The following is a 23,420-nucleotide window of genomic DNA, read 5'->3' on the forward strand; positions in this document are numbered from 1 at the left end:
CGCCTGCGGCCCGATCCCGGGCCGGCTTTTGGAGCAACAATGAGCACTACCGTATTGAGCCAGTTCATGGCGGAGCTGTTAAGCGGCAAGATCCGGATCGTCGACCTGACCGAAACCCTGACGCCCGAATTCCCGACCATCGTCATGCCGCCGGAGTTCGGCCAGGCCTGGCCTTTCCGCATCGAGGAAATCTCGCGCTACGACGAGCGCGGCCCCGCCTGGTACTGGAACAATTTTTCCATGTCCGAGCACACGGGCACGCACTTCGACGCGCCGGTGCACTGGGTTTCGGGCAAGGATCTGCCCGACAACACCGTCGACTCCATTCCCCTGGAGTCCTTCATTGCCGATGCCTGCGTCATCGACTGCTCGGCCGAATCGCGCGAGAACCCCGACTTCCTGCTGACCATCGATTTCGTCAAGCAGTGGGAAGCCAGGCACGGCACGATTCCCGCCCGCTCGTGGGTGTTCATGCGCACCGACTGGTCGCAGCGCCAAAAGCCCAACGACTACCTGAACATGAAAGACGACGGCGCGCACTCGCCCGGCCCCGATGCGCAAGTCGTGCCCTGGCTCATCAAGGAGCGCGACGTGCACGGCTTCGGCACCGAATCGGTCGGCACCGACGCGGGGCAGGCTCAGCACCTGGATCCCCCCTACCCCTGCCATTACTTCATGCACGGCAACAACCGCTACGGCCTGCAATGCATGACCAACCTGCATCAATTGCCACCCAAGGGCGCCGTCATTTTCTCGGCGCCCCTGAAGATACGCAGTGGTTCGGGCAGCCCCTTGCGCGTGCTGGCGCTGGTGCCCAACGCTTCGTAACCCCAATCACCCCAGGAGTTCATTGTGTCCACTACCCATACAGCCATCGTCACCGGCGGCAGCGCCGGCATCGGCGCCGAAATCAGCCGCCAGCTTCTGGATGCCGGCTATACCGTCATTTCCATGGCGCGCCGCGACCCGGACTTCACCCACGCCCGGCTGCATTCGGTGAAGGTCGACCTGCTGGATGCGCAGGCCACGCAGGCCGCCGCCGCCCAGGTAACCGGGGAATTCAAGGTTTCCCACCTTATCCATAACGCCGGCGTCATCTGGCCCCATCTGCTCGAAGAGGTCACGCTGGACGAGCTCCAGGGACTGACCCAGATCCACCTGGGGTCGGCCATGACGCTGGCCCAGGCCTGCCTGCCCGCCATGAAGGCGGCAAGTTTCGGCCGCATCGTGCTGATGTCCTCGCGCGGCGCGCTGGGCCTGCAAACCCGCACCGCCTACGCCGCCACCAAATCGGGCATGATAGGCATGGCCCGAACCTGGGCGCTGGAGCTGGCGCCCAAGGGCATCACCGTCAACGTCGTTTCGCCCGGCCCCATTCAAACCGACATGTTCTACGATGTGGTGGAAGCCGGCAGCGAACGCGAAGCGAACATCGCCAAGGGCATTCCCGTGCAGCGCCTGGGCCGTTCCGACGACGTGGCGCGCGCCGTCATGTTCTTCGCCGACCCAGCCAACAGTTTCGTCACCGGCCAGAACCTCTACGTGTGCGGTGGCGCCAGCATAGGCTCCATCGTCATCTAGATTTCTCCGAAGAAACCCTGCAACTCGTCGCAAAAAGGAGCTTTGCGTCCATAAATGTTGGACAATGCCGATGAGTGGTTTTATTGTTATCCAAGGCCATCCAGACGCCGGCCTTTGCAGACAAGGCGTTCAACAATAACAGGCTGCCTTTTTTTCCATCCCTAACCGAACGAGAAAAACTATTATGAAGATCAGACAAATCGCAATCGCCCTCACCGTTCTGTCGGCGTTCAGCGCCGCGCCGGCGCTGGCTCAGGTAAAAATCGGCGTGGTCACCTCGGCCACCGGCCCGACCGCGCTGGTGGGCAAGTCGCAACGCAACACGGTTCCGCTGCTGCCCACGAAAATCGGCGACCTCACCGTCAAGTACATTTCGCTGGACGACGGCAGCGATCCCACCAAGTCGGTCACCGACTTCAAGAAGCTGATCACCGAAGACCACGTCGACGCGCTGATCGGGCCGTCGGGCTCGCCCAACGCCATGAGCGTGATCCAGTTCGCGGCCGATTCGGGCACGCCCATGCTGGCGCCGGTGGGTACCGCCTCGGTCGTGCTGCCCATGTCGCCGGAAAAGAAATGGGTGTTCAAGACCACCCAGAACACCGACATCATCGCCGACGCTCTCATCAAGCACATGGTCAAGACGGGAGTCAAGACCCTGGGCTTCATCGGCCTGAACGACGCCTTCGGTGAAGACTGGCTGAACGTCATCAGCAAGATGGCGGCCGCACACAACATCAAGATCGTCGCCACCGAGCGCTACCAGCGTTCCGACAGCTCGGTAACCGGCCAGGCGCTGAAGATTTTCGCGGCCAAGCCCGACGCAGTGCTGATCGCCGGCACCGGTGCAGCCGCGGTTCTGCCCGAGGTCACGCTGTACAAGCAGGGCTACAAGGGTACGTTCTATCAAACGCACGGTGCGGCGCTGCCTGCTTTCCTGAAGCTGGGCGGCAAGGATGTGGAAGGCACGGTGCTGGCGGCCAGCCTGATGCTGGTCCTGCCTGAAATCCCCAACAGCAATGCATCGAAGAAGGTGGCCGAGGACTATATCGCCCGCTACGAGAAGATGTACGGCGAGAAGCCGGCGACGTTCGGTGCGAATGTGTACGACGCGGGGCTGTTGCTCGAGCACGCGATTCCCAAGGCCGAAAAGGTGGCCAAGCCCGGCACCAAGGAGTTCCGCAGCGCTTTGCGCGATGCGCTGGAGCAAACGAAAGAGCTGGTGGCTACTCAAGGCGTCTACAACATGACGCCTGAAGACCACAGCGGCTTCGACCAACGCGGCCGCGAGCTGATCACGGTCAAGGATGGCCAGTGGCACTTGCTGAAGTAAACGGCTGAGTTTCGTCAGCTTAGCGGTTCAGGGGCCCGGTCATTGACTGGGCTCTTTGCTTATGAGCCGATGTTTTATTTGAGGGTGTTTATTTCGATGGGTAGTTTTAGGTAAGCTAATTTTGAAGCTATCGTTTATTTCGGTCGGCATGTTCTGAGTTCTTTAGCGGCCGTGGCGTGCCTGCACCGGCGCGCTCAGGTCGCTGCGGCCTCGGCTATGCCGAGGCTTCCCATGGCGACAACCGTTTTCGGGCGCTCACAGAACTCGGACGAACGGCCAGCCCCCGGCTGGCCGTAAACGCCGTCCTCAAACAGCTGTTCGCTTGCACCCCGAAAACGGCCGCCGCCATGGCTTGCTCCAACTTCGTTTGCCGGCACAGGCACGCCACGGCCTCATGATTGCGATTAGTGGCGCCTGAGTCACGAACCCGTGCCCAGCATTGGCTTCAAATGCTTCCAGACATTGTCCGCGAGGATGGATTGGGCTTGTTCGTTGGGGTGTATGCCGTCGGCCTGGAATAACGCCTTGTTGGTGGCCATGCCTTCCATGAGGAAGGGAACCAGGCCTGTGTGATGGGCTGCGGCGACCTGGGGGAACAGGTCGCGGAACTGTTCGGTGTAGGCGCGCCCGTAGTTGGAGGGGATTTGCATGCCCACCAGCAGTACTCGGGCCCCGGCTTTTTGCGCCTCGACGGTCATGGCGGAAAGGTTGTCCTGGGTCATTTTTAGCGACAGCCCGCGCAGGGCATCGTTGCTGCCCAGCTCGAGAATGACGATGCTGGGCTTGTAGCGCGCCAGCGCCGCTGGCAGGCGGCTGCGGCCGCCGCTGGTGGTGTCGCCGCTGATGCTGGCGTTATGGATGGCGCCGCCGTATTTTTCCGATTCCAGCTTTTCGGCCACAATGCCCACCCAGCCCGAGCCGCGCTGCAAACCGTATTCCGCCGAGAGGCTGTCGCCGATTACAAGAATGTCCTTGTGGTTGGTGCTTGCCGCGGCGTGCGCGGCGGCGGGCAGCCAGGCGGCGCAGCACAATGCGGCAATGAATGAACGTCGGCGGATACGCATGTCTGATTCCTGTTCGATCGGAGCCTGTCAACGCGTATCAAGGCGACTCTTTGATGCGGGCCGACAGGTTCCAAAGCAGAGTATTCCTGCGGCACCGTTCTGTCGTCGAACTTCATGTCGTTTAACATCGGGCTCCGCTTTATGAATATTCCGATCGTACCGTATAAAGCAGGGCAAAGCCTTCGATAGCACGGCGTAAGTAAGGTAAAGTATCCCTCGCGTTGCAATATCCCGGAATCACTGTAGGCAAGTCCCCAAGCATGACTAATACCCATTCGATCGAAGTCAAAAACCTTTGCCGCCAGGTGGCGGATTCTTCGGGCACGCTGGATATTCTGGACGATGTCAGTTTCACGGTCGAGGCGGGCGAGGCCGTGGCAATAACGGGCAGTTCGGGGTCGGGTAAGTCGACGTTGCTGGGCTTGATGGCGGGGCTGGACGTGCCGACTTCGGGCGAGGTGGTCTTGCTGGGCCAGCCCATGTTCGCGCTGGATGAGGAAGCGCGTGCAGCATTCCGGGCGCGCCATGTGGGCTTCGTGTTTCAGTCCTTTCAGTTGCTTCCCAACCTGACGGCACTGGAAAACGTCATGCTGCCGCTGGAGCTTGCAGGCCGCGCGGCGCGCGATGAGGCCTGCGCCGCGCTGGAGCGCGTGGGCATGCAGGCGCGCCTGCATCATTATCCGAAAACCTTGTCGGGAGGCGAGCAGCAGCGCGTGTCGCTGGCGCGCGCCTTCGTCATGCAGCCGCGGCTGCTGTTCGTGGACGAACCCACGGGCAGCCTGGACGAGCGCAACGGCGCTCTGGTCATCGACCTTATGTTTTCCCTGCTCGACGAAGGCGATGCCACACTGGTTCTGGTAACGCACGATCCCGCGCTGGCCTCGCGCTGCCAGCGTATATTGTGCTTGCACGGCGGACGCCTGGTGGTGCCGGAGCCGCAAGCATGATGGTGTTGTTGCTGACGGGGCTGTTCGTCTTTACGTGGTCCAGCGGCTTCGTCGTCGCCAAGGTGATCGTGCCGTACGCCGACCCCACCTTGTTCCTGTTTGTGCGTGTCTGTATTTCGGCCGTCATCTTCGGCGTGGTGGCGCTGCGCGCCGATGTGCGCTGGCCGTCCTGGCGCGAAGTGCCCAAGCATCTGCTGGCGGGGATGTTGCTGCAGGGGCTTTACCTTTCGGCCACATACTGGGCGGTGGCCGACGGCCTGCCGCCAGCCGTGATGGCGTTGCTGGGTTCGCTACAGCCCTTGCTTACTGCCGTATTGGCCATTCCCATTCTCAAGGAAATCCCCACCCGGCGGATCTGGCTGGGCCTGGCGCTTGGGGTCGTTGGCGTGTTCTGCGTGATTCAGCCGGCGCTCGGCGCCGTCGGTGACGCGTCGTTCACGATTGGCGCGATCATGACGGGGCTATTGGCCGTATTGTCCATCACATTCGGAACCATATTGCAAAAAACCTCCATCGCGGCCGTCGACATTCGCGTGTCGTCGGTGCTGCAGAACATAGGCACCGTGTTATTTACGGGCCTGTTCGTGTGGATACGGGGCGAGCATCGCTGGGTATGGTCGCCGCAGCTGTGGGCATCGTTGTTATGGGCGTCGGTGGTGCTGACGTGCATAGGGACAGTGCTGCTTTTGTGGATTATCCGCCGAGGGCAAGTCGCTAAGGCGGCTTCGCTGATGTTCCTGGCCCCGCCGCTGGCAGCGGTCGAAGCCTATGTGCTGTTTGGCGATAAGCTGGGGCTGGTGCAATTGGCGGGTTTTGCTCTGGCCCTCATTGGCGTGGCCACTTGCAATATGCGTCGTCCGCTCAGGCCGTCGGTCGATTAACGAGAGGGCAAGGCGGTGAAGGAATTCCTATGTTTCGCTTGATTACGCTTTGCTGCGCGCTGTGGTTTGTCGGGGTGGCGCATGCCCAAGGCTATATTGGCCGGATGCTGAATCATCCTGTGCCGGGCGGCATTGCCGTCGTGGAGTTGGGGCAGGGCCAGGCGCCCGGCGTTACCTACGAAAAACGATCCGTGATGGTGGTGCGCGATACGAATCAGCAATGGGTGGCTGTGGTGGGTCTGGGCCTGAAAACGCCCACCGGTGAGCAAAGCTTGGAGGTCAGCGATGGCAAGACGCGCCGCCGCGTTCCGTTCCAGGTGGGGACGAAGCACTACAAAGAACAGCACATCACGCTGAAGAACAAGAAACAGGTCAATCCGGATCCCGCGCAGCTTGTCCGGTTCGAGCGCGAGTACGCGGCCCAGATCCGTGCGTACGAGCAGTTTCGCCCAGTGACGCCCAGCAATGTGCTGCTGGACAGGCCGGTCAGCGGCGGACGCCTTTCCAGTCCTTTCGGGCTACGGCGGTTTTTCAATGGCGAAGAGCGCAATCCGCATTCCGGCCTGGACTTCGCCGTGCAGGCGGGTACGCAGGTCAAGGCGCCGGCCGACGGCGTGGTGACGATCGTCGACGACTACTTCTTCAATGGCAAGACGGTGTTCATCGACCACGGGCAGGGCCTGGTGACCATGTATTGCCATCTGTCCGCGTTCGACGTGGTTGTCGGGCAAACGGTGAAGCGCGGCCAGGTCATCGCCCGCGTGGGTTCGACCGGAAGGGCGACGGGGCCGCACCTGCACTGGAATGTAAGCCTTAACGGCCAGAGGGTGGATCCAGCGATATTCATCGGGGCTTTCCAGCCCTGATCCGGCGAGCCGGGAGGCCATGGGCAGACCCCGGCGGGCGGCTTTCAGCTCGGGCATCGGGGGGCGCAAGAACAAGAAGAACCGCGGGAGACACCGTGCGGCGGCCTTCGGTGCTCTAACCTTTGAGGCGGACGATTTTTTGCACCTGCGGCACGTGGCGTATGGCCCGTATGACCTGGGCCAGGTGCTTGCGGCTGTCCACCTGGACGGTAAGGTGCAGCACGCCGGTGGCCGTGGCCTCGTCCTGCATGGTCAAGTGGATGATGTTGGAGTCGGCGTCGGTGATCTCGGCGGCCAGGCGGCCCAGCACGCCGCGCTCGTTGATGACGGTGACATCCAGGCGGGTGGAAAGATGGCGCGCGGTATTGGTGTCCCAGGCCACGGGTATCCAGCGTTCGGGTTCGCGGGCGCGCTGGCGCTGCGCCACCGCGCACTCCTCCATGTGCACGACCAGGCCGTGGCCCAGACGGATGCCGCCGATGATGGCGTCTCCGGGCAGCGGGCCGCAGCAGGGCGCAAGCTGCACCGCCTGGCCTTCGTTGCCATGGATGAGGATGGGCGTGGCGGCCGTGGAGGTGATTTCGTCGACGGCGGCGGCCGTAGTGGCCAGCATGGCGTTTTCGGGGGCGAAGCGACGCGCCACGACCGCGGCCAGGCGCTTGCCCAGCCCGATGTCGGCCAGGATTTCCTCGCGCGAGGTGGCGCCCGAGCCCTTGGCCAGTTTTTCCCATTCGGGATCGTCGTCGGCCGGGTGGGGCAGCTTCAGTTCGTTGAATGCCTGGTTGAGCAGGCGCTGCCCGAAAGCCACGGATTCTTCGTACTTGACGGTGCGCAGGTAATGGCGGATTTCCGAACGGGCCCGTCCGGTGCGCACGTAATTGAGCCATTGCGCGCTGGGGCGGGACGCGGGCGAGGTAATGATTTCGATGGAGTCGCCGCTGCGCAGCTCGGTGCGCAACGGCGAGAATTCGCCGTTGATCTTCGAGGCGATGGCCTGGTTGCCGATGTCGGTATGGATGGTGTAGGCGAAGTCCACCGGTGTGGCGCCGCGCGGCAGCGAAATGATTTTCCCCTGGGGCGTGAAGACATAGACGGCGTCGGGAAAGAGGTCGACCTTGACGTGCTCGAGGAATTCGCCTGAATCGCCGGTCTGGCTCTGGATGTCGAGCAGGGACTGCAGCCACTGGTGAGTGCGCTTCTGCAGGTTGTTGAGCGTGACGTCGTCTTCTTTGTACAGCCAGTGCGAGGCTACGCCTTCCTCGGCCACGTGGTCCATTTCGCGTGTGCGGAACTGGAACTCCACCGGCGTGCCGTAGGGCCCCACCAAAGTGGTGTGCAGGGATTGGTAGCCATTGAGCTTGGGAATGGCGATGTAGTCCTTGAACTTGCCCGGAACCGGCCGATACAGTTGATGCAGGGTGCCCAGCGCCAGATAGCATTCGGGCAGGGTGTGCACGATGACGCGAAAACCATAGATGTCGAGCACGTCGGAAAACGATTTTTTTTGCTCGGTCATCTTGGTGTAGATGCTGTACAGCGACTTTTCGCGCCCGTTGACTTCGGCCTCGATGCCGGCCGCGGGCAGCGCGATTTTCACGGCCTCGGTGATCTTGCTCAGGACTTCGCGGCGGTTGCCGCGCGCGGCCATGAGGGCTTTGTGCAGCACTCGGTAGCGGTTGGGGTAAATGGCCTGAAAGCACAGATCCTGAAGCTCGCGGAACAGGGCATTGAGGCCCAGCCGGTGCGCGATGGGCGAATAGATGTCCAGGGTTTCGCGGGCGACGCGGCGGCGTTTTTCGGGATTGACCGCATTGAGCGTGCGCATGTTGTGCAGGCGGTCGGCCAGCTTGATGAGGATGACGCGCACGTCGCGCGCCATGGCAAGCAGCATTTTGCGGAAGCTTTCGGCCTGCTGCTCGGCCTTGGTGGCGAACTCCAGGCGATCCAACTTGGACAGCCCGTCGACGATCTCGGCGACGTCGGCGCTGAATTTTTCAGCCAGCTCTTGCTTGGGAATGCCCTGATCCTCGATGACGTCGTGCAGCAGGGCTGCCATGAGCGAGTCGGCGTCGAGCTTCCAGCCGGCACAGATCTCGGTAACGGCTATGGGGTGGGATATATAGGGTTCGCCGCTGGCCCGGAACTGGCCCAGGTGGGCCTGGTCGGCGAAGCGGTAGGCTTCCTTGACGCGCTCGACGTCTTTGGCGTCGAGATACTGGCTGATGATTTTGGTCAGCGGCGCCAGCGATGCAATGGTGCTAGGGGGCGTGTCGGCAGCGGGCGAGGGCGGCGCCGGGCGTTTGGTCTGGCGCCTGCGCAGGCGAGGCCCCTTTTTGAGTACGGCCAGCAGCCCTGACGATGCACCGCGTAGACTGGAAAACGCCATGGGGCCGCCGTTGATCAGGAGGGGACTTTACGCAGCATTTCCAGGCCGGTAACGCCATCCGCGATTTCGCGCAGGGCCGTGACAGTGGGTTTGTCGTCGCTGGCGATGCGGGCTTCGTGGCCTTGGGCCAGTTCGCGGGCTCGATAGGTGGCTGCCAGAGTCAGGTTGAAACGATTGGGGATTTTTTCGAGGCAATCTTCGACGGTGATGCGGGCCATACGGGTGTGTCCTGTGTGCGAAAAAGAAAACGAAGAGGCGTCAGGCTATGGTTTTGCTGATGCCCAGATTGGAAAAAAGCTCGGCGTTGCGGGCCGCCTGGGTGGCGTAGCGCAGCCGCGTGGCGGCCACGATTTGCCGAAGCTGCGTTAGTGCGACGCTAAATTCTTGATTAATAATAACATATTGGCACTCTGAAGCGTGCGACATTTCGCCCCCCGCCGCGAGCAAACGCTTGGAAATTACCTGGGGTTCATCCTGGCCGCGTTTTTTGAGCCTGGCTTCAAGGGCTTCGATGGACGGAGGCAAGATGAAGATGCCTACGGCTTCGGGAAAATGCTGCTTGATCTGGCGCGCGCCCTGCCAGTCGATTTCGAGCAGCACGTCGCGCCCCTCGGCGATGGCGTCCTCGATGTAGGCGCGCGGCGTGCCATAGAAGTTGCCGTGCACTTCGGCCCATTCGAGCAGGGCGTTGTTGTCGCGCATGGCCAGGAATTCGTCCTTGCCGATGAAGCGGTAGTGCTTGGCGTCTTGTTCGCCGGGCCTGGGCTGGCGGGTGGTGCACGAAATGGAAAGCAGGACGTCGGGGTCTTCACCCAGCAGCGCGTTGACCAGGCTGGATTTACCGGCCCCGCTGGGGGCTACCACCATGAAAATATTGCCAGAACCCGACATTGCCATCCAACCGTAACACGCGAAGAATGAAAGAATAGCAAATCCTGAACGGTTGAATCAAATAAAGCCGCGCCGGCCCTACTCGGAGTCCAGCTCCTGGATGGCCGCGTCGTAGGCGGCTTCGTTGGCGCACAGGAAGACGGCGGCATCGCCGGGATTCATGTTGAAGGCCAGCTCTTCGACCTGGCTGGCGGCTTCGGATTCGTCGGCGATGGCCGTGACGTGCAGGTCGCCGCCGGCATCGAATTGTTCGCTTGGCACGAAGTCGGCAACCAGCTCGATGTCGGGAGCGCTGACGACGACATAGGCGATGAAGCGCAATTCCTCCAAGGCGACGTCCAGGACGACGCCGTCGGCGGCTGGGGCAAGGGTTCGGCTGTGGGAAATCATGATGCGGGGGCGTTCAGGCCGGGGCCTTGAATGAGAAGGTGGAAATATTGGCGGGAGGCAGGTTGGCCCAGACGATTTTCGAGTGCGTGCGTTGCGCGTCGAGGTGCTCGCGCCATTTGGGTTCGCGCAGATGGTAGCTGAATTGTACCGCCACGCCGTGAGGCTGCAGCAGGGCTTGCCACTGCTGCAGGATGACCTGGGTGACCGTGGGCGGCAGGGAGCATAGCGGCAGGCTGGATACGATGGCCTTGATCTTGCGTTCCGGGGGCACCAACTGGCACAGGTCGGCCGCATTGCCGTGCACGATGTTCAGACCCTGGAAGCGCTGCCGCAGGCGCTGCACGAATACCGGCGAGAACTCGACGACCAGCAGATCCTGGACGGGAATGCCCCGCTTCAGCAAGGCCTGGGTGACGACGCCGGTGCCCGCGCCCAGTTCGATGACCAGGCCCTCGCCTTCGACGGGCACCTGCCGTGCCATGTTCGAAGCCAGGAAGCGGGAGCTGGGACAGATTGCTCCGACGGAGGATGGCCGATTGATGAGTTCCTGAAGAAAGATGCCGGGAGCGAGATTGCGTATGTATTCCTTCATGCGCTGCGCACGTTCGAAGCGAAGAACTCGATGCATCTATTCACCTTGTGTTGTAAGGGATGGCCGGGCCGCGCCAGGCGGCCCTCCCGCGCAAGGGTGCGGCACGCACATGCCGCCGCGCCCGTTTTCGGCAATCCCGGTTTGCGGAACATTACCAGTTGGGGAGCGCCGAGGTGATGACGAATTGTAACCAAAACGGCCAAAAGCCGACCCCGCCGCGCATGGACGGCCGGGTCGGCTTTTGGCTTCCGGTTCTTGCGTTCGACGCCGGGCTCAGACCAGGGGCGTGACCATGGTGTCCACGCCCAGCAGCGCCTTGCCGTAGATTTCCGAGGCGACCATGGGCAGGGCCACGGCGTGTCCTGCGGCGGTGTTCGCGTCGCGCCACCAGCGCTGCATCGGGCTGGATTCGGCGAAGGCGCCCGAGCCGTGGATGTTCATGAGTATGCTCAGCGCCTCGACGCATTGGCGGATGGCATAGGTGACGTCGCAGCGCTGGCGGGCCCGCGCCTTGACGTCGGGATAGTTGCCGCTGCGCGCGTCCCGCTGGATGTCGTCGGCGCAGCGGTAGGCGTGCATATGGGCCGTGTCGATTTTCATGGCGGCTTCCGCGATCTGGGTCTGGAACGTCACGGAGTCGGCTTGCCTGGCGTACACGGTATAGGTAACGGCGCGCTTGCCGGCCATGCCGATGACGTACTCCAGGGCCGCGCGGGCCATGCCGAGCTGAGGGCCGACGAGGATCAGGGCCGCCAGCGGGACGAAGGCCGAGCGGTATATCGATTCGATGCCGCTGTATTCGGCGGGATATTGGCCGTTGACGGCGGCGCTGAGCGGATACATGCGATGGTCGGGCACGAAGATGTCTTTGCCGACCAGGCAGTTGCTGCCGCTGCCGCGCATGCCCACGGTGTACCACGTGTCTTCGATGGTCAGCTCCGACATCGGCACGTAGGCGAGGTAGTTTTCGATGAGGTTGCCTTTTTCGTCCTGCTCGCTCAGCCCGATCAGTCCCCAGTCCGCATGCAGGCAGCCCGAGGCGTAATACCATTTGCCGGAGACCACCAGGCCGCCCTCCACGGATTCCCGGTGCGTCTGGGTGCTGGGCGTGAACACGCCGGCCACGCGCGCCAGGGGATTGGCGCCGAATATTTCGTCCTGGGCCTTGCCGGGCAGCAGGCAGGCGAACCAGGCGCAGACGCCGATCAGGTTCATGACCCAGGACGTGGAAGGGCAGGCCTCGGCGATGACGGCGCATACGTCCACGTGGGTGCGCACGGGGGCCTCGAAGCCGCCGTAGCGCTTGGGCAGCATGATGCGCAGCAGGCCCGCTTCTTCCATGGCCAGGATGTTTTCTTCGACGACTCGCCGGTCTTTCTCGGTCTGGGCGGCATTTTTCTTGAACAGCGGGTGCAGGGCGCGTGCGCGGTTCATGAGTTCGGTGCGAAGTTCGGTTTCGTCCAGGCTGGCGCCGGTGTTGGTGTCTGGCATTGTCGTCTCCTTGGAATATTTGAAAATCAATGGTCGTCGCCGGGCTACCAGCCGAACTCGGAAGACCATTGCACGGGATCGTGGGTATGAATTTGCTTGTACGCGCCGCTGTAGAAGATGAGGGGCTTGGCTTCGTCGCCGCAATGCAGATGTTCCACCCGGGCGATGTAAAGCACGTGATCGCCGGCCGCGTGGATGTCTATCACCCTGGCGACAATGTGGGCAAGGCTGCCTTGGATCAGCGGGGCGGCCAATGTCTGGTCGAAGGGCACTTCCAGTCCTTCGATGCTGCGGCCGCCGAGATGCAGGCTGAGATCCTGCTGGTGCTCGGCCAGGATATTGACGCCGTAGTAGCTTCCCAGGCCGACGTGCCCGATGAATTGCGAGGTTTCGCGCACGGAAACCAGGATCAGCGGCGGGTTCATCGAAACCGACATGAAAGCATTGGCCGTCATCCCGGCCGGGACGCCGCCGCGGTGGTAGGTGATTACCGTGACCCCGCTGGCGAAGTGTCCCATCACGTTACGAAACTGTGCGGGCTCGATGGTGCTTGTCGTGGATTTCATGATGAGAATGCTATAGTCGTCCCGGCCCGGGCTCCATGCAGATTTGCCCGCAGTCAGAATGCCGATGCGTCATAATGATGAAATGTCATTGTGTTGAAGGAGACAGCATCATGGCGATATCGCGCGCTGCGCCGGCCTGCGACGCAGGCATCGTGGATCACCGCGTTGAAACGGCCCAAAAAAAACGCGAGCAGATGCGGGCCAGGATCCTGGATGCGACCACAAGGGTGTTTGCCCGCGACAATGCCGCGGCGCCGGCCATCGAGGACGTGGTGCGGGAAGCCGGTATCTCGCGCGGCAGCTTCTACAATCATTTTCATTCCCTGGACGAAGCCCTGGTGGCGGCGGGCATCGAGATGAGCGACCGCATGATCTCCGACATCGTCCCGCTGTACGATTTCCTGCGCGAGCCGTGGCAAAGGGCTGCCGTGGGTTTTCGCCTGTACCTCCTGCGCGACTGGCAGGACCCGACGTGGGCGTCGTTCATGACGCGCATGGACGCCTGGCCGCATAAGTCCCGGATCGCCATCACGATGTCCAAGGACCTGATCCGGGGCAAAGAGCTTGGTCAGTTCGACTTCGACGACGCCACCGTGGCGACGGATTTCCTCATGGGGGCGTCGATCGGCGTGATCCAGGCCGTGCGCTGCGGCGTGCCCGATCCCGGCAGCTACATCGATTCGGCGGTGCGCATGGCGCTTCAGTCCCTGGGGTGCTCGCCCGAATTGCGCGAACGCGCGGTGGCTTTTTCCCGCAAGCGCCTGGCCGACTGCGCCAGCGGCAAAAGAGCCGCCTGGGACATCCTGGATCCCCGAAGCCCCTGAACCGCACACCATGAAGGGTTATCCGTTAACATGCGGCTTTATCCGCCCTGGCGCTGCTGTGTTTGGCCGTGTTTGCGCTTGCGCGGGTCCATCGCCGATTCATCCTTCGTTTCATAATCCAATAAATTGTCTTCTACCTTGAAACTCGCTACCTGGAACGTCAACTCCCTCAAAGTGCGCTTGCCGCAGGTGCTGGACTGGCTGCAGGCCAACCCCGTCGATGCTCTGTGTCTGCAGGAGCTGAAGCTCGCGGACGACAAGTTCCCGCTCGACGCGTTTGCCGAACTGGGCTACCAGGCCTGTTGGGCCGGCCAGAAAACCTATAACGGCGTGGCCATCGTCTCGCGCCTGGAGGGGCGGGAGGTACAGCGCAACCTGCCCAATTTCGAAGACCATCAACAACGCATCATTGCCGCGACCTTGCCCAGCGCCGCCGGCGATATCCGGGTCGTCAGCGCCTATTGTCCGAACGGGCAGGCGGTGGGCAGCGAAAAGTACGAATACAAGCTCAAGTGGTTCGCGGCGCTGCGCGAATGGCTGGCGAGCCAGCTCGAGCAATACCCGCGGCTGGCCGTGCTGGGAGACTACAACGTGGCGCCGCGCGACGAGGATGTGCACGATCCCGTCAAATGGGAAGGGCAGGTGCTGGTTTCCGCGCCCGAGCGCGAGGCGTTCGGCAGCTTGCTCGAGCTTGGCCTGGCCGATGCGTTCCGCCAGTTCGAGCAGCCCGAAAAATCGTTCAGCTGGTGGGACTACCGCCAGTTCTCGTTCCGCCGCAATGCGGGGGTTCGCATCGATCACGTCCTGCTTTCGACTGATCTGACGCCGTTGTGCGCGGCTTGCGTCATCGACAAAGAGCCGCGCCGCAACGAGCAGCCCTCGGATCACACGCCGGTGGTGGCGACCCTGGAATTTCCCGCGGCATGAGCGCCGACGGCCCGTCCAGCGACGATATCCCCACCTTGTCCGAGCTGGATGGCATCCGCTATTTGCACCTGGGCACCGAGTGGGTGCAGGGCGCCATGCGCTTGCGCAAGCCCGACGAGCTGGTGCTGGCCTACACGCAGCAGATGATGGCCTGGCTGCTGTTTCTGGAACCGGACAGGGACAGCCATGTGGGCGTGCTGGGCCTGGGGGCGGGGTCCCTGCTGCGTTTTACGCTGGCCCGTACCAGGGCGCAGGTCGCCACCGTTGAATGGAACCCGGCGGTAACGTCCATGTGCCGCGCTTACTTCAGGCTTCCCGAAACGTCCCGGTCGCGCATTGACCACGAGGATGCCCAGGCCTGGCTCGGCAGAAGCCGGAACATCGGGATCCACATGGCATTGATGGTAGATTTATACGATGCGTCGGCCCAGGGGCCGGTACGCGATTCCGCCGAGTTCTACCAGGGCTGTTATCGTGCCCTGGACGATGCGGGCGTCATGACGGTGAACCTGTTCGGCGAACACGCCAGCTATCCGCGCAATATGGCGAACATCTGCAAGGCTTTCGGCGGCCGGGTGCTCGAGCTGCCCGAAGTGGACGCGGGAAACCGCGTCGTGCTGGCCTTCAAGGGGCCGGTGCTGCAAGTGTCGGTCGCGCGTTTTCTCGAGCGCGCCCAGGACGTGGAGTCGCGCTACGGGCTGCCGGCGCGGCGCTGGGCCCGGGCCTTGCTGGCCGGCCGCAGGGGCACGGACGAGCTGATCGTTTAATTGTTGGATATTGAAGGAGTTCAAATGCAAGCCGCCTTTCTATCTTTCCTTCGCAGGCCCGTGCTTGGCGTCGCATTGGCCGCCGCCATGATTGCGCCCACGCTGGCGCTGGCGCAATCGGTTGCCGTGACCTCCATCGTCGAGCACCCGGCCCTGGACTCCATTCGGGACGGCGTCAAGCAAGCCCTGGCCAAGGCCGGCTACACCGAGGCCAAGGGCCTGCATTGGCAGTTCCAGTCGGCCCAGGGCAATACGGCCATCGCGGCCCAGATCGCGCGCAAGTTCATCGGCGACAATCCCGACGTCATCGTGGCCATTGCCACGCCCTCGGCGCAGGCTGTGGTGGCGGCCACCAAGACCATCCCGGTCGTCTACGCGGCGGTGACCGATCCGGTGGCGGCGCAACTGGTGCCGTCGATGCAGGCTTCGGCCACGAATGTCACGGGCGTCTCCGATGCCTTGTCCCTGGAAAAGCAGGTCGACCTCATCAAGAAGGTGGTGCCCGGCGCCAAGCGCGTGGGCATTGTTTACAACCCCGGCGAGGCGAATTCCGTGGTGGTGGTCAAGCGTCTGCGCGAGCTGCTGCCCGAGCGCGGGATGTCCCTGGTCGAGGCCACCGCACCCAGGTCGGTCGACGTCGGGGCCGCGGCCCGCAGCCTGGTGGGCAAGGTGGACGTCATCTATACCAACACCGACAACAATGTCGTGTCGGCCTACGAGGCTCTGGTCAAGGTAGGCAACGATGCCCAGATTCCCCTCGTTGCGTCCGACACCGACAGCGTCAAGCGGGGCGCCATCGCGGCCCTGGGCGTGAACTACCACGACCTTGGCGTGCAGGCCGGCGACATGGTGGTGCGCATTCTGAAGGGCGCCAAGCCGGGCGAGATGCCGTCCGAGGTCGGCAGCAAGCTCGAGCTTTTCGTCAATCCGGCGGCGGCCAGGAAGCAAGGCGTCGAGCTGCCGGCGGAACTTGTGAAGTCGGCGGCGCAGGTAATAAAGTAAATTCCCGCCATGTCCATGTACTCGCTATGGGGAGCGCTTGAAATAGGCCTGGTGTTCGGCTTGGTGGCGCTGGGCGTTTTGATCTCGTTCCGCATGCTGCGCTTCCCCGATCTTACCGTCGATGGCAGCTTTCCATTGGGCGCGGCGGTCGCGGCTACCCTCATCAGCTCGGGCCATGACCCCTTTCTCGCCACGCTCGCGGCGGCGCTGGCCGGCGCGCTGGCCGGAGCCATTACCGGCTGGCTGAACGTCCGCCTGAAGATCATGGATCTCCTGGCCAGCATCCTGATGATGATCGCGCTGTATTCCATCAACCTGCGCGTGATGGGCCGTCCCAACGTGCCGCTTATTTCCGAGCCCACGGTCTTTACCGTGCTGCAGGCCGGTTCGCTTGCCGACTACATCATGCGGCCGATCATCCTGCTGGTCGTGGTGCTTGCGGTAAAGCTGGCGCTGGACTGGTATTTCGCCACGCAGATGGGGCTGGCCATTCGCGCGACGGGTTCCAACCCGAGAATGGCGCGCTCGCAGGGCGTGGCCACCGGGGCCATGGTGCTCGCGGGGCTGGCCATTTCCAACGCCTTGTGCGCATTGGCCGGCGCCCTGTTCGCTCAATCCCAGGGCGGAGCCGACATTTCCATGGGCATCGGTACTATCGTCATCGGCCTGGCGGCAGTCATCGTGGGCGAAAGCATTTTTCCTTCCCGCAAGCTCTGGGTCATGACTCTGGCCGCCATCGTGGGGGCGGTGCTATACCGGTTTTTCGTCGCATTGGCCCTCAATGCCGACTTCATCGGCCTGCGCGCCCAGGATCTCAACCTGGTCACGGCCGTGCTGGTTACGCTTGCGCTGGTCATCCCGCTGGTCAAGCAGCGCTTGAGCAAGGGGAAAAGGGCGCGCCAATGCTAAGGGTCTCGAATCTGCACATCACCTTCAACGCCGGCACGCCCATCGAGAACCACGCCCTGCGAGGTTTGTCCCTGAACATCGAATCGGGCCAGTTCGTCACGGTCATCGGGTCCAACGGCGCCGGAAAATCCACGCTGCTCAATGCCGTTTCGGGCGACCAGCCGGTCGATTCCGGAACGATAGAGCTTGACGATGCAGACGTAACCGGCCTGCCCGTCTGGAAGCGCGCGAAGCTGGTGGCAAGAGTCTTCCAGGATCCCATGGCGGGAACCTGCGAAGACCTGACCATCGAAGAGAATCTCTCGCTGGCCTATGATCGGGGCGGGCGGCGCGGTCTGTCGCGCGCGGTCAGGCAGGCCATGCGCAGCGAATTCGCGGAACGGCTCGCCGTGCTGGGCCTGGGGCTGGAAACCCGCCTGGCCGACCGCATCGGCCTGCTGTCCGGCGGCCAGCGCCAGGCGGTCAGCCTGCTGATGGCGACGCTGCAGCCTTCGCGCATATTGCTGCTGGACGAGCACACTGCGGCGCTGGATCCACGCACGGCGGCATTCGTTCTGGAGCTTACTCAGCGCATCGTAAGCGAGAAGCGGCTTACGACCTTGATGGTCACCCACAGCATGCGCCAGGCGCTCGACGTGGGCGACCGGACCGTGATGCTGCACGAGGGCAGGGTGGTGCTGGACGTCTCCGGCGACGAGCGCAAAGGCCTGGGCGTGGTCGATCTGCTGGCCATGTTCGAGCGCGTGCGGGGCGAGGCCGTTGCCGACGACGGCCTGCTGCTTGGCTGAAGCGCCAGGGCTCAGGTTAGCAGGCCCAGGTATTCCGTCGCGGTATTGCGCTTCACAAGAAGGCCGCCCTCGCTTGCAGGTGGCGTTGCTCGTGCCGGCAAGGCAGCCAGGCTTGCTGCGCGCGCATGAAATCCGCTGAAACGTTTTGTTCATAAATTTGCGTTAATTTTGTTTGCCTAGGCAGATTGTTTTTGCTTTATACTCAACGTTTACCAAAAATTACAGGCATCGCAAGTGCGCCCCGAACGGGGCGTGTTTGCGTCGGGGGTTGAAATGCATATTCTTAATTTGTCCGCGCGGCAAAAGGCTTTGGCAACAATAGTGCTGTCCGCGGCGATGCTTGCGGCGTGCGGCGACAAATCCCAGCACGGCATGGGCGACATGAAGGTGCCGGTAAGCGTGATCACCGTCGAACCCACCCGCGCGGACATCTACGCGCAGTTGCCGGGCCGTGTCGAAGCCATCAAGGACGCGCAGATCCGGGCCCGGGTCAACGGCATCGTCACCGGCATCGAATTCCAGCAGGGCAGCGAGGTCAAGGAAGGCCAACTGTTGTTCACGATAGATCCGGCCCCGTACCGCGCGGCGCGCGGGCAGGCTTATGCGCAGCTCAAGCGCGCGCAGGCCGACGCCCAAAGCGCGCGGCTGCTGGCCCAACGCTACGCCAAGCTCATCAGTGCGCATGCGGTCAGCCAGCAGGACTACGACAACGCCAAGTCCGCCGCGCTGCAGGCCGAGGCTTCGGTGGCAGCGGCAAAGGCCGCCCTGGATGCTGCCGACATCGATCTCGGCTATACCAAGGTGGTATCCCCCATTACAGGCCGCATCGGCAAATCGCTGATCACCGAAGGCGCGCTGGTAAGCGCCACGTCGGCTACTCAGTTGGCGACGGTGCAGCAGATCAGCCGCGTCTACGTCGATCTGACCCGCTCCACCACCGAACTGGCGAATCTGCGCAAGGCCCTGGCCAGCGGCGCCCTGGCGCAGTTGCCCGACGGCTCCGCCAAGGTGCAGGTGGTGCTGGAAGACGGCACGCTCTACAACCACGACGGCAAGCTGCTGTTCTCGGGCATTTCCGTCGACCCCACCACGGGCCAGGTCAATCTGCGCGCCGAATTCGACAACCCCGACCAGATCCTTCTGCCGGGCATGTATGTGCGTGTCAATCTGCCTCAGGGCGTGGACGAAAAGGCGCTCATGGTTCCCACTCAGGCGGTGCAGCGCACCGCCGACGGGCTCAGCAGCCTGATGGTGGTCAAGAACAGCCAGGTCACCAGCGTGCCGGTCGGCGTGGGCGCCGAGATCAACGGCAAGTACATCATTACCAAGGGCCTTAACCCCGGGGATGTCGTCGTCGTCGAGGGCTTCCAGAAGATCCGGCCGGGCGCCAAAGTTCAGGGCATACCCTGGAAGCAAAACGCCCAGGCCGGCGGGCCGGGCGCCGGTGCCCCGGCAGCCGGCGGAGCGGCCGGCAAGGAAGCCGGCCACGCTCCCGCGGCTGAAGCCGGCAAGGACGCAGCTTCCAAGCCGCAGCAGGCCAAGAAGTAAGTAGAGCCCAGCCTCTGTCGATGAACGAATGTTCGGGCGGGCTGCATGCCCGCAGTAACGTACCAAAGCACTAAAGTGAGCTCACATGCCACAATTTTTTATTGAAAGGCCCATTTTCGCCTGGGTGGTCGCGCTGGCGATCATGCTGGGCGGCATATTGGCCATTCCCAACATGCCGGTGTCCCAGTATCCTGAAGTGGCGCCTCCGGCCATTACCATCCAGGCGACGTACCCGGGCGCTTCCGCGGAAGACGTGTCCGAGTCGGTGGCCAGCATCATCGAAAACCAGTTGAATGGCGCCAAGGGGCTTCTGTACTATGAATCGGTCAGCGATTCCTACGGACAGGCCGAAATCACCGCCACGTTCGCGCCTGGCACCGATCCCGACCTGGCGCAGGTCGACGTTCAGAACCGCATCTCCAACGTAACGGCCAAGCTGCCGGAAGCCGTGACCAAGCAGGGCCTGCAGGTTCGGCAGAGCAACTCGAACTTCCTGCTGGTGGCCACCATGTCGTCGACCGACGGGTCGCTGGACCAGACCGCGCTGGCCGACTACATTACCCGCAACGTGCAAAATGCCGTTTCGAGGGTTCCCGGCGTGGGCAAGTTCCAGTTGTTCGCGGCGCCGCGCGCCATGCGCATCTGGGTCGATCCGGACAAGCTCGTCGGCTACGGCCTGAGCATGGCCGAGGTCAATGCCGCGGTTGCCAAGCAAAACACGCTCATCTCGGCGGGCATCATCGGTGCGCCGCCCAACCCCGACAGCCAGCGCGTTACCGCGCCTATCGTCGTCAACGGCCAGTTGTCCAGTGTCAAGGACTTCGAAAACATCGTCCTGCGCTCCAACGTCGACGGTTCCCGCGTGACGGTCGGCGACGTGGCGCGGGTGGAAATCGGCTCCGACTCCTACCAGTTCGGCGCGCGCCTGAACGGCAAGCCTACCGCGGCTTTCGCCATTTCGCTGGCCGCCAACGCCAATGCCTTGTCCACTGCTCAAGGGGTCAAGGAAAAAATGAAAGAGCTGTCGGCTTTCTTCCCGAGCAACATCACGTATTCCATCCCCTACGACACAACGCCCTATGTGCAGATCTCGATCGAGCAAGTGGTGCACACGCTGTTCGAAGCCATGGTGCTGGTGTTCATCGTGATGTTCGTGTTCCTGCAAAACGTGCGCTATACGCTGATTCCCGCATTGGTGGTGCCTATTGCCATCCTCGGGGCATTCGCCGTGATGCTGGCCATGGGCTTTTCCATCAATGTGCTGACCATGTTCGCCATGGTTCTGGCCATCGGCATTCTGGTCGATGACGCCATCGTGGTGGTCGAGAACGTCGAACGCATCATGGTCGAAGAGGGCCTGCCGCCGCGCGAGGCCACCAAGAAGGCCATGCCGCAGATCACCGGGGCCGTTGTCGGCATGACCCTGGTACTGGCCACGGTGTTCCTGCCGCTGGGCTTCATGAGTGGTTCGGTGGGCATCATCTACCGCCAGTTTTCCATGGCCATGGCAGTGTCCATCTTCTTCTCGGGCTTCTTGGCGCTTACCTTCACGCCCGCGCTGTGCGCCACCATACTCAAGCCCATACCCAAGGGCCACCACGAAACCAAAAAAGGGTTTTTCGGCTGGTTCAATAAATCGTTCGAACGCGTCACCGGCAAATACGAAGGCTGGGTCGGCCGCAGCCTGAAGCGCAGCGGGCGCATGATGTTCATATACCTGTTGCTGCTGATCGTGCTGGGCGTCATGTACTTCCGCCTGCCCACGGCCTTCCTGCCCGAGGAGGATCAGGGCTACATCATTTCCAACATCGAATTGCCGGCGGGCTCCACCGCCAACCGGACCATCGAGACCATCGAAAAGGTCGAGAAGTTCTACATGAAGCAGCCCCAGGTTGCCGATGTCCTGACGGTGCAGGGCTTCAGCTTCAACGGCAACGGCCTGAACGCCGCCATTGCCTTCGTGCCGCTCAAGGATTTTTCCGAGCGCAAGGGGGCCGCCAACTCCGCCCAGGCCCTGGCTGCCAAGGCCAACCAGCAGTTGTTGTTCGGCTTGCCCGACTCCATGGTCTTTTCGGTGGTGCCCCCGGCCATTTCCTCTTTGGGGAATGCGGCGGGCTTCGACATGCGTCTGGAAGACCGGGGCGGCCTGGGGCATAACGCCCTGATGGCGGGCACTCAGCAATTACTGCAAATGGCCGCGAAGAACCCGATTCTGGCCAATACCCGCATCACCGGCCTGAGCGCGGGCTCGCAGCTCGACCTGACCATCGACCGGGCCAAGGCCGCGGCCCTGGGCGTCGACTTCAGCGAGGTCTCCACCTTGATCTCCACGGCGCTCGGGTCGTCCTATGTCGCCCAGTTCCCCAATATGGGCTGGGTGCAGAACGTCTGGGTGCAGGCCGATGCAAAGCACCGCATGAACGTCGACGACATCATGAAGCTCAATGCCATCAACAGCAACGGCCAGCCCGTTCCCTTGTCCTCCTTCGTCAAGGCCGAGTGGCGGCAGGGGCCGGTGCAGGTCGTGCGCTACAACAGCTACGAGTCCGTCCGCATCGGCGGTTCCGCGGCGCCCGGCTATTCCACCGGCCAGGCCATGGAAGAAATGGAAAAACTGGTTGCTCAGCTTCCCGCCGGCTTCGGCCACGAATGGACCGGCCTTTCCTACCAGGAAAAGCAGGCGGGCAGCCAGTCGGTCATTCTGCTGGGGCTGGCCATGCTGGTCGTCTTCATGTTGCTGGCCGCTCTGTATGAAAGCTGGGCGATCCCTCTCTCGGTCATGCTGATGGTGCCTTTGGGCATGCTGGGCGCGGTGGCGCTGGTATCGGCCCTGGGCATGTCCAACGATGTGTACTTCCAGGTGGGCATGATCACCGTCATGGGGCTGGCGGCCAAGAACGCGATTCTTATCGTGGAATTCGCCAAGGACACCTACGCCCAGGGCGCGAATATCTTCGACGCCACGATCGAAGCGGCCCGCTTGCGATTCCGTCCTATTCTCATGACCTCGTTCGCGTTCATCCTGGGCGTAGTGCCTCTGGCCATCGCCACCGGCGCCAGCCACGCCAGCCAGAACGCGGTGGGGCTGGGCGTGCTGGGCGGCATGCTGGCGGCCACTCCGCTTGCCATGGTGTTCGTGCCCACTTTCTTCGTCGTCGTGCTGTCCTTGTTCAAGACCAAGCCCAAGCTCATAGGCGCCCATGCGCACATGGCGCCGCTGACCAAGGTTCATCACGCGCAGCCCAATCAATCGGAGCCCCATACGCCTGAAGATGGGGGACAAGCATGAGTCAACGATATTTTCGATCAACGGCGTTGTCGCTGGCTGTAATGCTGGCACTGGCGGGCTGCTCGCTGGCGCCGCGCTATGAGCGCCCGGCGGCTCCGGTGCCTGCCCAGTATCCCGACCTGCCCTCGCAGGACGCCGCGAAAGCGGCCGGCGGCGTGGCGACGGCCGACCTGGGCTGGCGCGAGTTTTTCCGCGATCCGCGCCTGCTGGCGCTGATCGATCTGTCGCTCAAGAACAATCGCGACATGCGCATCGCCGTCGAGCGCGTGCAGGAAGCGCGCGCCCAGTTCGGCATCCAGCAAAGCGACCGTCTGCCCACGATAGGCCTTGGCGCCAACGGGCAAGTGCAGCACAACCCCGAGAACATGCGCTCTTCGT

General features: G+C 62.8%; 23 protein-coding genes. 15 read left to right on the forward strand and 8 right to left on the reverse strand.

The features are described from left to right. Positions 1 to 39: 39 nt before the first annotated feature. From VNT00_RS06895 to VNT00_RS06905, 3 genes are all read left to right on the forward strand, one after another. A complete protein-coding gene (locus tag VNT00_RS06895; protein WP_325585827.1) occupies positions 40 to 828 on the forward strand; it encodes a cyclase family protein in 789 nt (262 codons plus the stop codon). A 24-nt stretch (positions 829 to 852) separates the two neighbouring features. Beyond that, complete coding sequence (locus VNT00_RS06900) at positions 853 to 1,581, forward strand: SDR family NAD(P)-dependent oxidoreductase (RefSeq protein WP_325585829.1); 729 nt, start codon at positions 853 to 855, stop codon at positions 1,579 to 1,581. 184 nt (positions 1,582 to 1,765) lie between these two features. Beyond that, positions 1,766 to 2,914 carry an ABC transporter substrate-binding protein gene (locus VNT00_RS06905; RefSeq protein WP_325585831.1) on the forward strand — a complete coding sequence of 383 codons (1,149 nt, stop codon included), beginning with the start codon at positions 1,766 to 1,768 and terminating at the stop codon, positions 2,912 to 2,914. 419 nt (positions 2,915 to 3,333) lie between these two features. Here the strand turns inward: VNT00_RS06905 and VNT00_RS06910 are convergent, their stop codons facing one another. Then, positions 3,334 to 3,978, reverse strand: coding sequence for an arylesterase (locus VNT00_RS06910; protein WP_325585833.1), 645 nt, complete (start codon positions 3,976 to 3,978; stop codon positions 3,334 to 3,336). A 260-nt stretch (positions 3,979 to 4,238) separates the two neighbouring features. Between VNT00_RS06910 and VNT00_RS06915 the strand changes: the two genes are divergently transcribed. Genes VNT00_RS06915 through VNT00_RS06925 form a run of 3 tightly spaced genes read left to right on the forward strand, consistent with a single transcriptional unit; the run spans position 4,239 to position 6,672 of the window. Then, a complete protein-coding gene (locus VNT00_RS06915; RefSeq protein WP_325585835.1) occupies positions 4,239 to 4,925 on the forward strand; it encodes an ABC transporter ATP-binding protein in 687 nt (228 codons plus the stop codon). Continuing rightward, on the forward strand, positions 4,922 to 5,806 hold the full coding sequence (locus VNT00_RS06920) for a DMT family transporter (RefSeq protein ID WP_325585837.1): 885 nt from the start codon (positions 4,922 to 4,924) through the stop codon (positions 5,804 to 5,806). Before VNT00_RS06915 ends, VNT00_RS06920 begins: the two co-directional genes overlap by 4 nt. 29 nt (positions 5,807 to 5,835) lie before the next feature. Further along, entirely contained in the window at positions 5,836 to 6,672 is an 837-nt protein-coding gene (locus VNT00_RS06925) for a peptidoglycan DD-metalloendopeptidase family protein (protein WP_325585839.1), read from the forward strand. 115 nt (positions 6,673 to 6,787) lie between these two features. Here VNT00_RS06925 and VNT00_RS06930 read toward each other — a convergent pair whose 3' ends face one another. From VNT00_RS06930 to VNT00_RS06960, 7 genes are all read right to left on the reverse strand, one after another. Next, positions 6,788 to 9,058, reverse strand: coding sequence for a RelA/SpoT family protein (locus VNT00_RS06930; protein WP_325585841.1), 2,271 nt, complete (start codon positions 9,056 to 9,058; stop codon positions 6,788 to 6,790). Positions 9,059 to 9,072: 14 nt separating this feature from the next. Continuing rightward, positions 9,073 to 9,276, reverse strand: a complete 204-nt coding sequence (rpoZ, locus tag VNT00_RS06935; protein ID WP_325585843.1) for a DNA-directed RNA polymerase subunit omega — start codon at positions 9,274 to 9,276, stop codon at positions 9,073 to 9,075. A 40-nt stretch (positions 9,277 to 9,316) separates the two neighbouring features. After that, positions 9,317 to 9,925 (reverse strand): guanylate kinase, encoded by a 609-nt coding sequence (gene gmk / locus VNT00_RS06940; RefSeq protein WP_414650900.1) that lies wholly within the window; start codon positions 9,923 to 9,925, stop codon positions 9,317 to 9,319. Between the two features lie 102 nt (positions 9,926 to 10,027). Next, positions 10,028 to 10,339 (reverse strand): hypothetical protein, encoded by a 312-nt coding sequence (locus VNT00_RS06945; RefSeq protein WP_325585847.1) that lies wholly within the window; start codon positions 10,337 to 10,339, stop codon positions 10,028 to 10,030. Between the two features lie 13 nt (positions 10,340 to 10,352). Further along, positions 10,353 to 10,967: a class I SAM-dependent methyltransferase gene (locus VNT00_RS06950; protein WP_325585848.1), complete on the reverse strand. Its 615-nt coding sequence runs from the start codon at positions 10,965 to 10,967 to the stop codon at positions 10,353 to 10,355. Between the two features lie 237 nt (positions 10,968 to 11,204). Then, positions 11,205 to 12,422 carry an acyl-CoA dehydrogenase family protein gene (locus tag VNT00_RS06955; protein WP_325585850.1) on the reverse strand — a complete coding sequence of 406 codons (1,218 nt, stop codon included), beginning with the start codon at positions 12,420 to 12,422 and terminating at the stop codon, positions 11,205 to 11,207. A gap of 44 nt (positions 12,423 to 12,466) precedes the next feature. Continuing rightward, positions 12,467 to 12,988 (reverse strand): flavin reductase family protein, encoded by a 522-nt coding sequence (locus VNT00_RS06960; RefSeq protein WP_325585852.1) that lies wholly within the window; start codon positions 12,986 to 12,988, stop codon positions 12,467 to 12,469. 110 nt (positions 12,989 to 13,098) lie between these two features. On the opposite strand from VNT00_RS06960, the gene VNT00_RS06965 reads away from it, so the two are divergent. The 9 genes from VNT00_RS06965 to VNT00_RS07005 form a co-directional block, all read left to right on the forward strand. After that, positions 13,099 to 13,812, forward strand: coding sequence for a TetR/AcrR family transcriptional regulator (locus tag VNT00_RS06965; protein WP_325585854.1), 714 nt, complete (start codon positions 13,099 to 13,101; stop codon positions 13,810 to 13,812). 138 nt (positions 13,813 to 13,950) lie between these two features. Beyond that, a complete protein-coding gene (xth, locus tag VNT00_RS06970) occupies positions 13,951 to 14,739 on the forward strand; it encodes an exodeoxyribonuclease III (protein WP_325585855.1) in 789 nt (262 codons plus the stop codon). After that, positions 14,736 to 15,506, forward strand: a complete 771-nt coding sequence (locus tag VNT00_RS06975) for a class I SAM-dependent methyltransferase (RefSeq protein WP_325585856.1) — start codon at positions 14,736 to 14,738, stop codon at positions 15,504 to 15,506. The genes xth and VNT00_RS06975 overlap by 4 nt, the downstream gene beginning before the upstream one ends. 24 nt (positions 15,507 to 15,530) lie before the next feature. Further along, on the forward strand, positions 15,531 to 16,508 hold the full coding sequence (locus VNT00_RS06980) for an ABC transporter substrate-binding protein (protein WP_414650901.1): 978 nt from the start codon (positions 15,531 to 15,533) through the stop codon (positions 16,506 to 16,508). Positions 16,509 to 16,517: 9 nt separating this feature from the next. Further along, positions 16,518 to 17,417, forward strand: a complete 900-nt coding sequence (locus tag VNT00_RS06985; RefSeq protein WP_325585857.1) for an ABC transporter permease — start codon at positions 16,518 to 16,520, stop codon at positions 17,415 to 17,417. Then, the gene (locus VNT00_RS06990) at positions 17,411 to 18,205 is read left to right on the forward strand and encodes an ABC transporter ATP-binding protein (RefSeq protein ID WP_325585858.1); all 795 of its coding nucleotides are present in this window, start codon (positions 17,411 to 17,413) and stop codon (positions 18,203 to 18,205) included. Before VNT00_RS06985 ends, VNT00_RS06990 begins: the two co-directional genes overlap by 7 nt. Before the next feature lie 273 nt (positions 18,206 to 18,478). Then, on the forward strand, positions 18,479 to 19,753 hold the full coding sequence (locus tag VNT00_RS06995; protein ID WP_325585860.1) for an efflux RND transporter periplasmic adaptor subunit: 1,275 nt from the start codon (positions 18,479 to 18,481) through the stop codon (positions 19,751 to 19,753). Between the two features lie 85 nt (positions 19,754 to 19,838). Beyond that, complete coding sequence (locus tag VNT00_RS07000; protein WP_325585862.1) at positions 19,839 to 23,042, forward strand: efflux RND transporter permease subunit; 3,204 nt, start codon at positions 19,839 to 19,841, stop codon at positions 23,040 to 23,042. Beyond that, positions 23,039 to 23,420 (forward strand): TolC family protein (locus VNT00_RS07005; protein ID WP_325585863.1); only part of this gene is annotated, 382 nt, incomplete at its 3' end. The genes VNT00_RS07000 and VNT00_RS07005, both read left to right, overlap by 4 nt.

It is taken from the genome of Eoetvoesiella sp. (assembly GCF_035555955.1).
Classification (GTDB): domain Bacteria; phylum Pseudomonadota; class Gammaproteobacteria; order Burkholderiales; family Burkholderiaceae_B; genus Eoetvoesia.

Excerpts from the sequence above, each read along its gene's own strand:
- VNT00_RS06910 (WP_325585833.1), bottom strand. The coding sequence starts at position 3,978 with ATGCGTATCCGCCGACGTTCATTCATTGCCGCATTGTGCTGCGCCGCC.
- gmk (WP_414650900.1), bottom strand. The coding sequence starts at position 9,925 with ATGGTGGTAGCCCCCAGCGGGGCCGGTAAATCCAGCCTGGTCAACGCG.
- VNT00_RS06915 (WP_325585835.1), top strand. The coding sequence starts at position 4,239 with ATGACTAATACCCATTCGATCGAAGTCAAAAACCTTTGCCGCCAGGTG.
- VNT00_RS06930 (WP_325585841.1), bottom strand. The coding sequence starts at position 9,058 with ATGGCGTTTTCCAGTCTACGCGGTGCATCGTCAGGGCTGCTGGCCGTA.
- VNT00_RS06995 (WP_325585860.1), top strand. The coding sequence starts at position 18,479 with ATGCATATTCTTAATTTGTCCGCGCGGCAAAAGGCTTTGGCAACAATA.
- VNT00_RS06920 (WP_325585837.1), top strand. The coding sequence starts at position 4,922 with ATGATGGTGTTGTTGCTGACGGGGCTGTTCGTCTTTACGTGGTCCAGC.
- VNT00_RS06945 (WP_325585847.1), bottom strand. The coding sequence starts at position 10,339 with ATGATTTCCCACAGCCGAACCCTTGCCCCAGCCGCCGACGGCGTCGTC.
- rpoZ (WP_325585843.1), bottom strand. The coding sequence starts at position 9,276 with ATGGCCCGCATCACCGTCGAAGATTGCCTCGAAAAAATCCCCAATCGT.
- VNT00_RS06975 (WP_325585856.1), top strand. The coding sequence starts at position 14,736 with ATGAGCGCCGACGGCCCGTCCAGCGACGATATCCCCACCTTGTCCGAG.
- VNT00_RS06955 (WP_325585850.1), bottom strand. The coding sequence starts at position 12,422 with ATGCCAGACACCAACACCGGCGCCAGCCTGGACGAAACCGAACTTCGC.
- VNT00_RS06990 (WP_325585858.1), top strand. The coding sequence starts at position 17,411 with ATGCTAAGGGTCTCGAATCTGCACATCACCTTCAACGCCGGCACGCCC.
- VNT00_RS06950 (WP_325585848.1), bottom strand. The coding sequence starts at position 10,967 with ATGCATCGAGTTCTTCGCTTCGAACGTGCGCAGCGCATGAAGGAATAC.
- VNT00_RS06980 (WP_414650901.1), top strand. The coding sequence starts at position 15,531 with ATGCAAGCCGCCTTTCTATCTTTCCTTCGCAGGCCCGTGCTTGGCGTC.
- VNT00_RS06960 (WP_325585852.1), bottom strand. The coding sequence starts at position 12,988 with ATGAAATCCACGACAAGCACCATCGAGCCCGCACAGTTTCGTAACGTG.
- VNT00_RS06985 (WP_325585857.1), top strand. The coding sequence starts at position 16,518 with ATGTCCATGTACTCGCTATGGGGAGCGCTTGAAATAGGCCTGGTGTTC.
- VNT00_RS06925 (WP_325585839.1), top strand. The coding sequence starts at position 5,836 with ATGTTTCGCTTGATTACGCTTTGCTGCGCGCTGTGGTTTGTCGGGGTG.
- VNT00_RS06895 (WP_325585827.1), top strand. The coding sequence starts at position 40 with ATGAGCACTACCGTATTGAGCCAGTTCATGGCGGAGCTGTTAAGCGGC.
- VNT00_RS06965 (WP_325585854.1), top strand. The coding sequence starts at position 13,099 with ATGGCGATATCGCGCGCTGCGCCGGCCTGCGACGCAGGCATCGTGGAT.
- VNT00_RS07000 (WP_325585862.1), top strand. The coding sequence starts at position 19,839 with ATGCCACAATTTTTTATTGAAAGGCCCATTTTCGCCTGGGTGGTCGCG.
- VNT00_RS06905 (WP_325585831.1), top strand. The coding sequence starts at position 1,766 with ATGAAGATCAGACAAATCGCAATCGCCCTCACCGTTCTGTCGGCGTTC.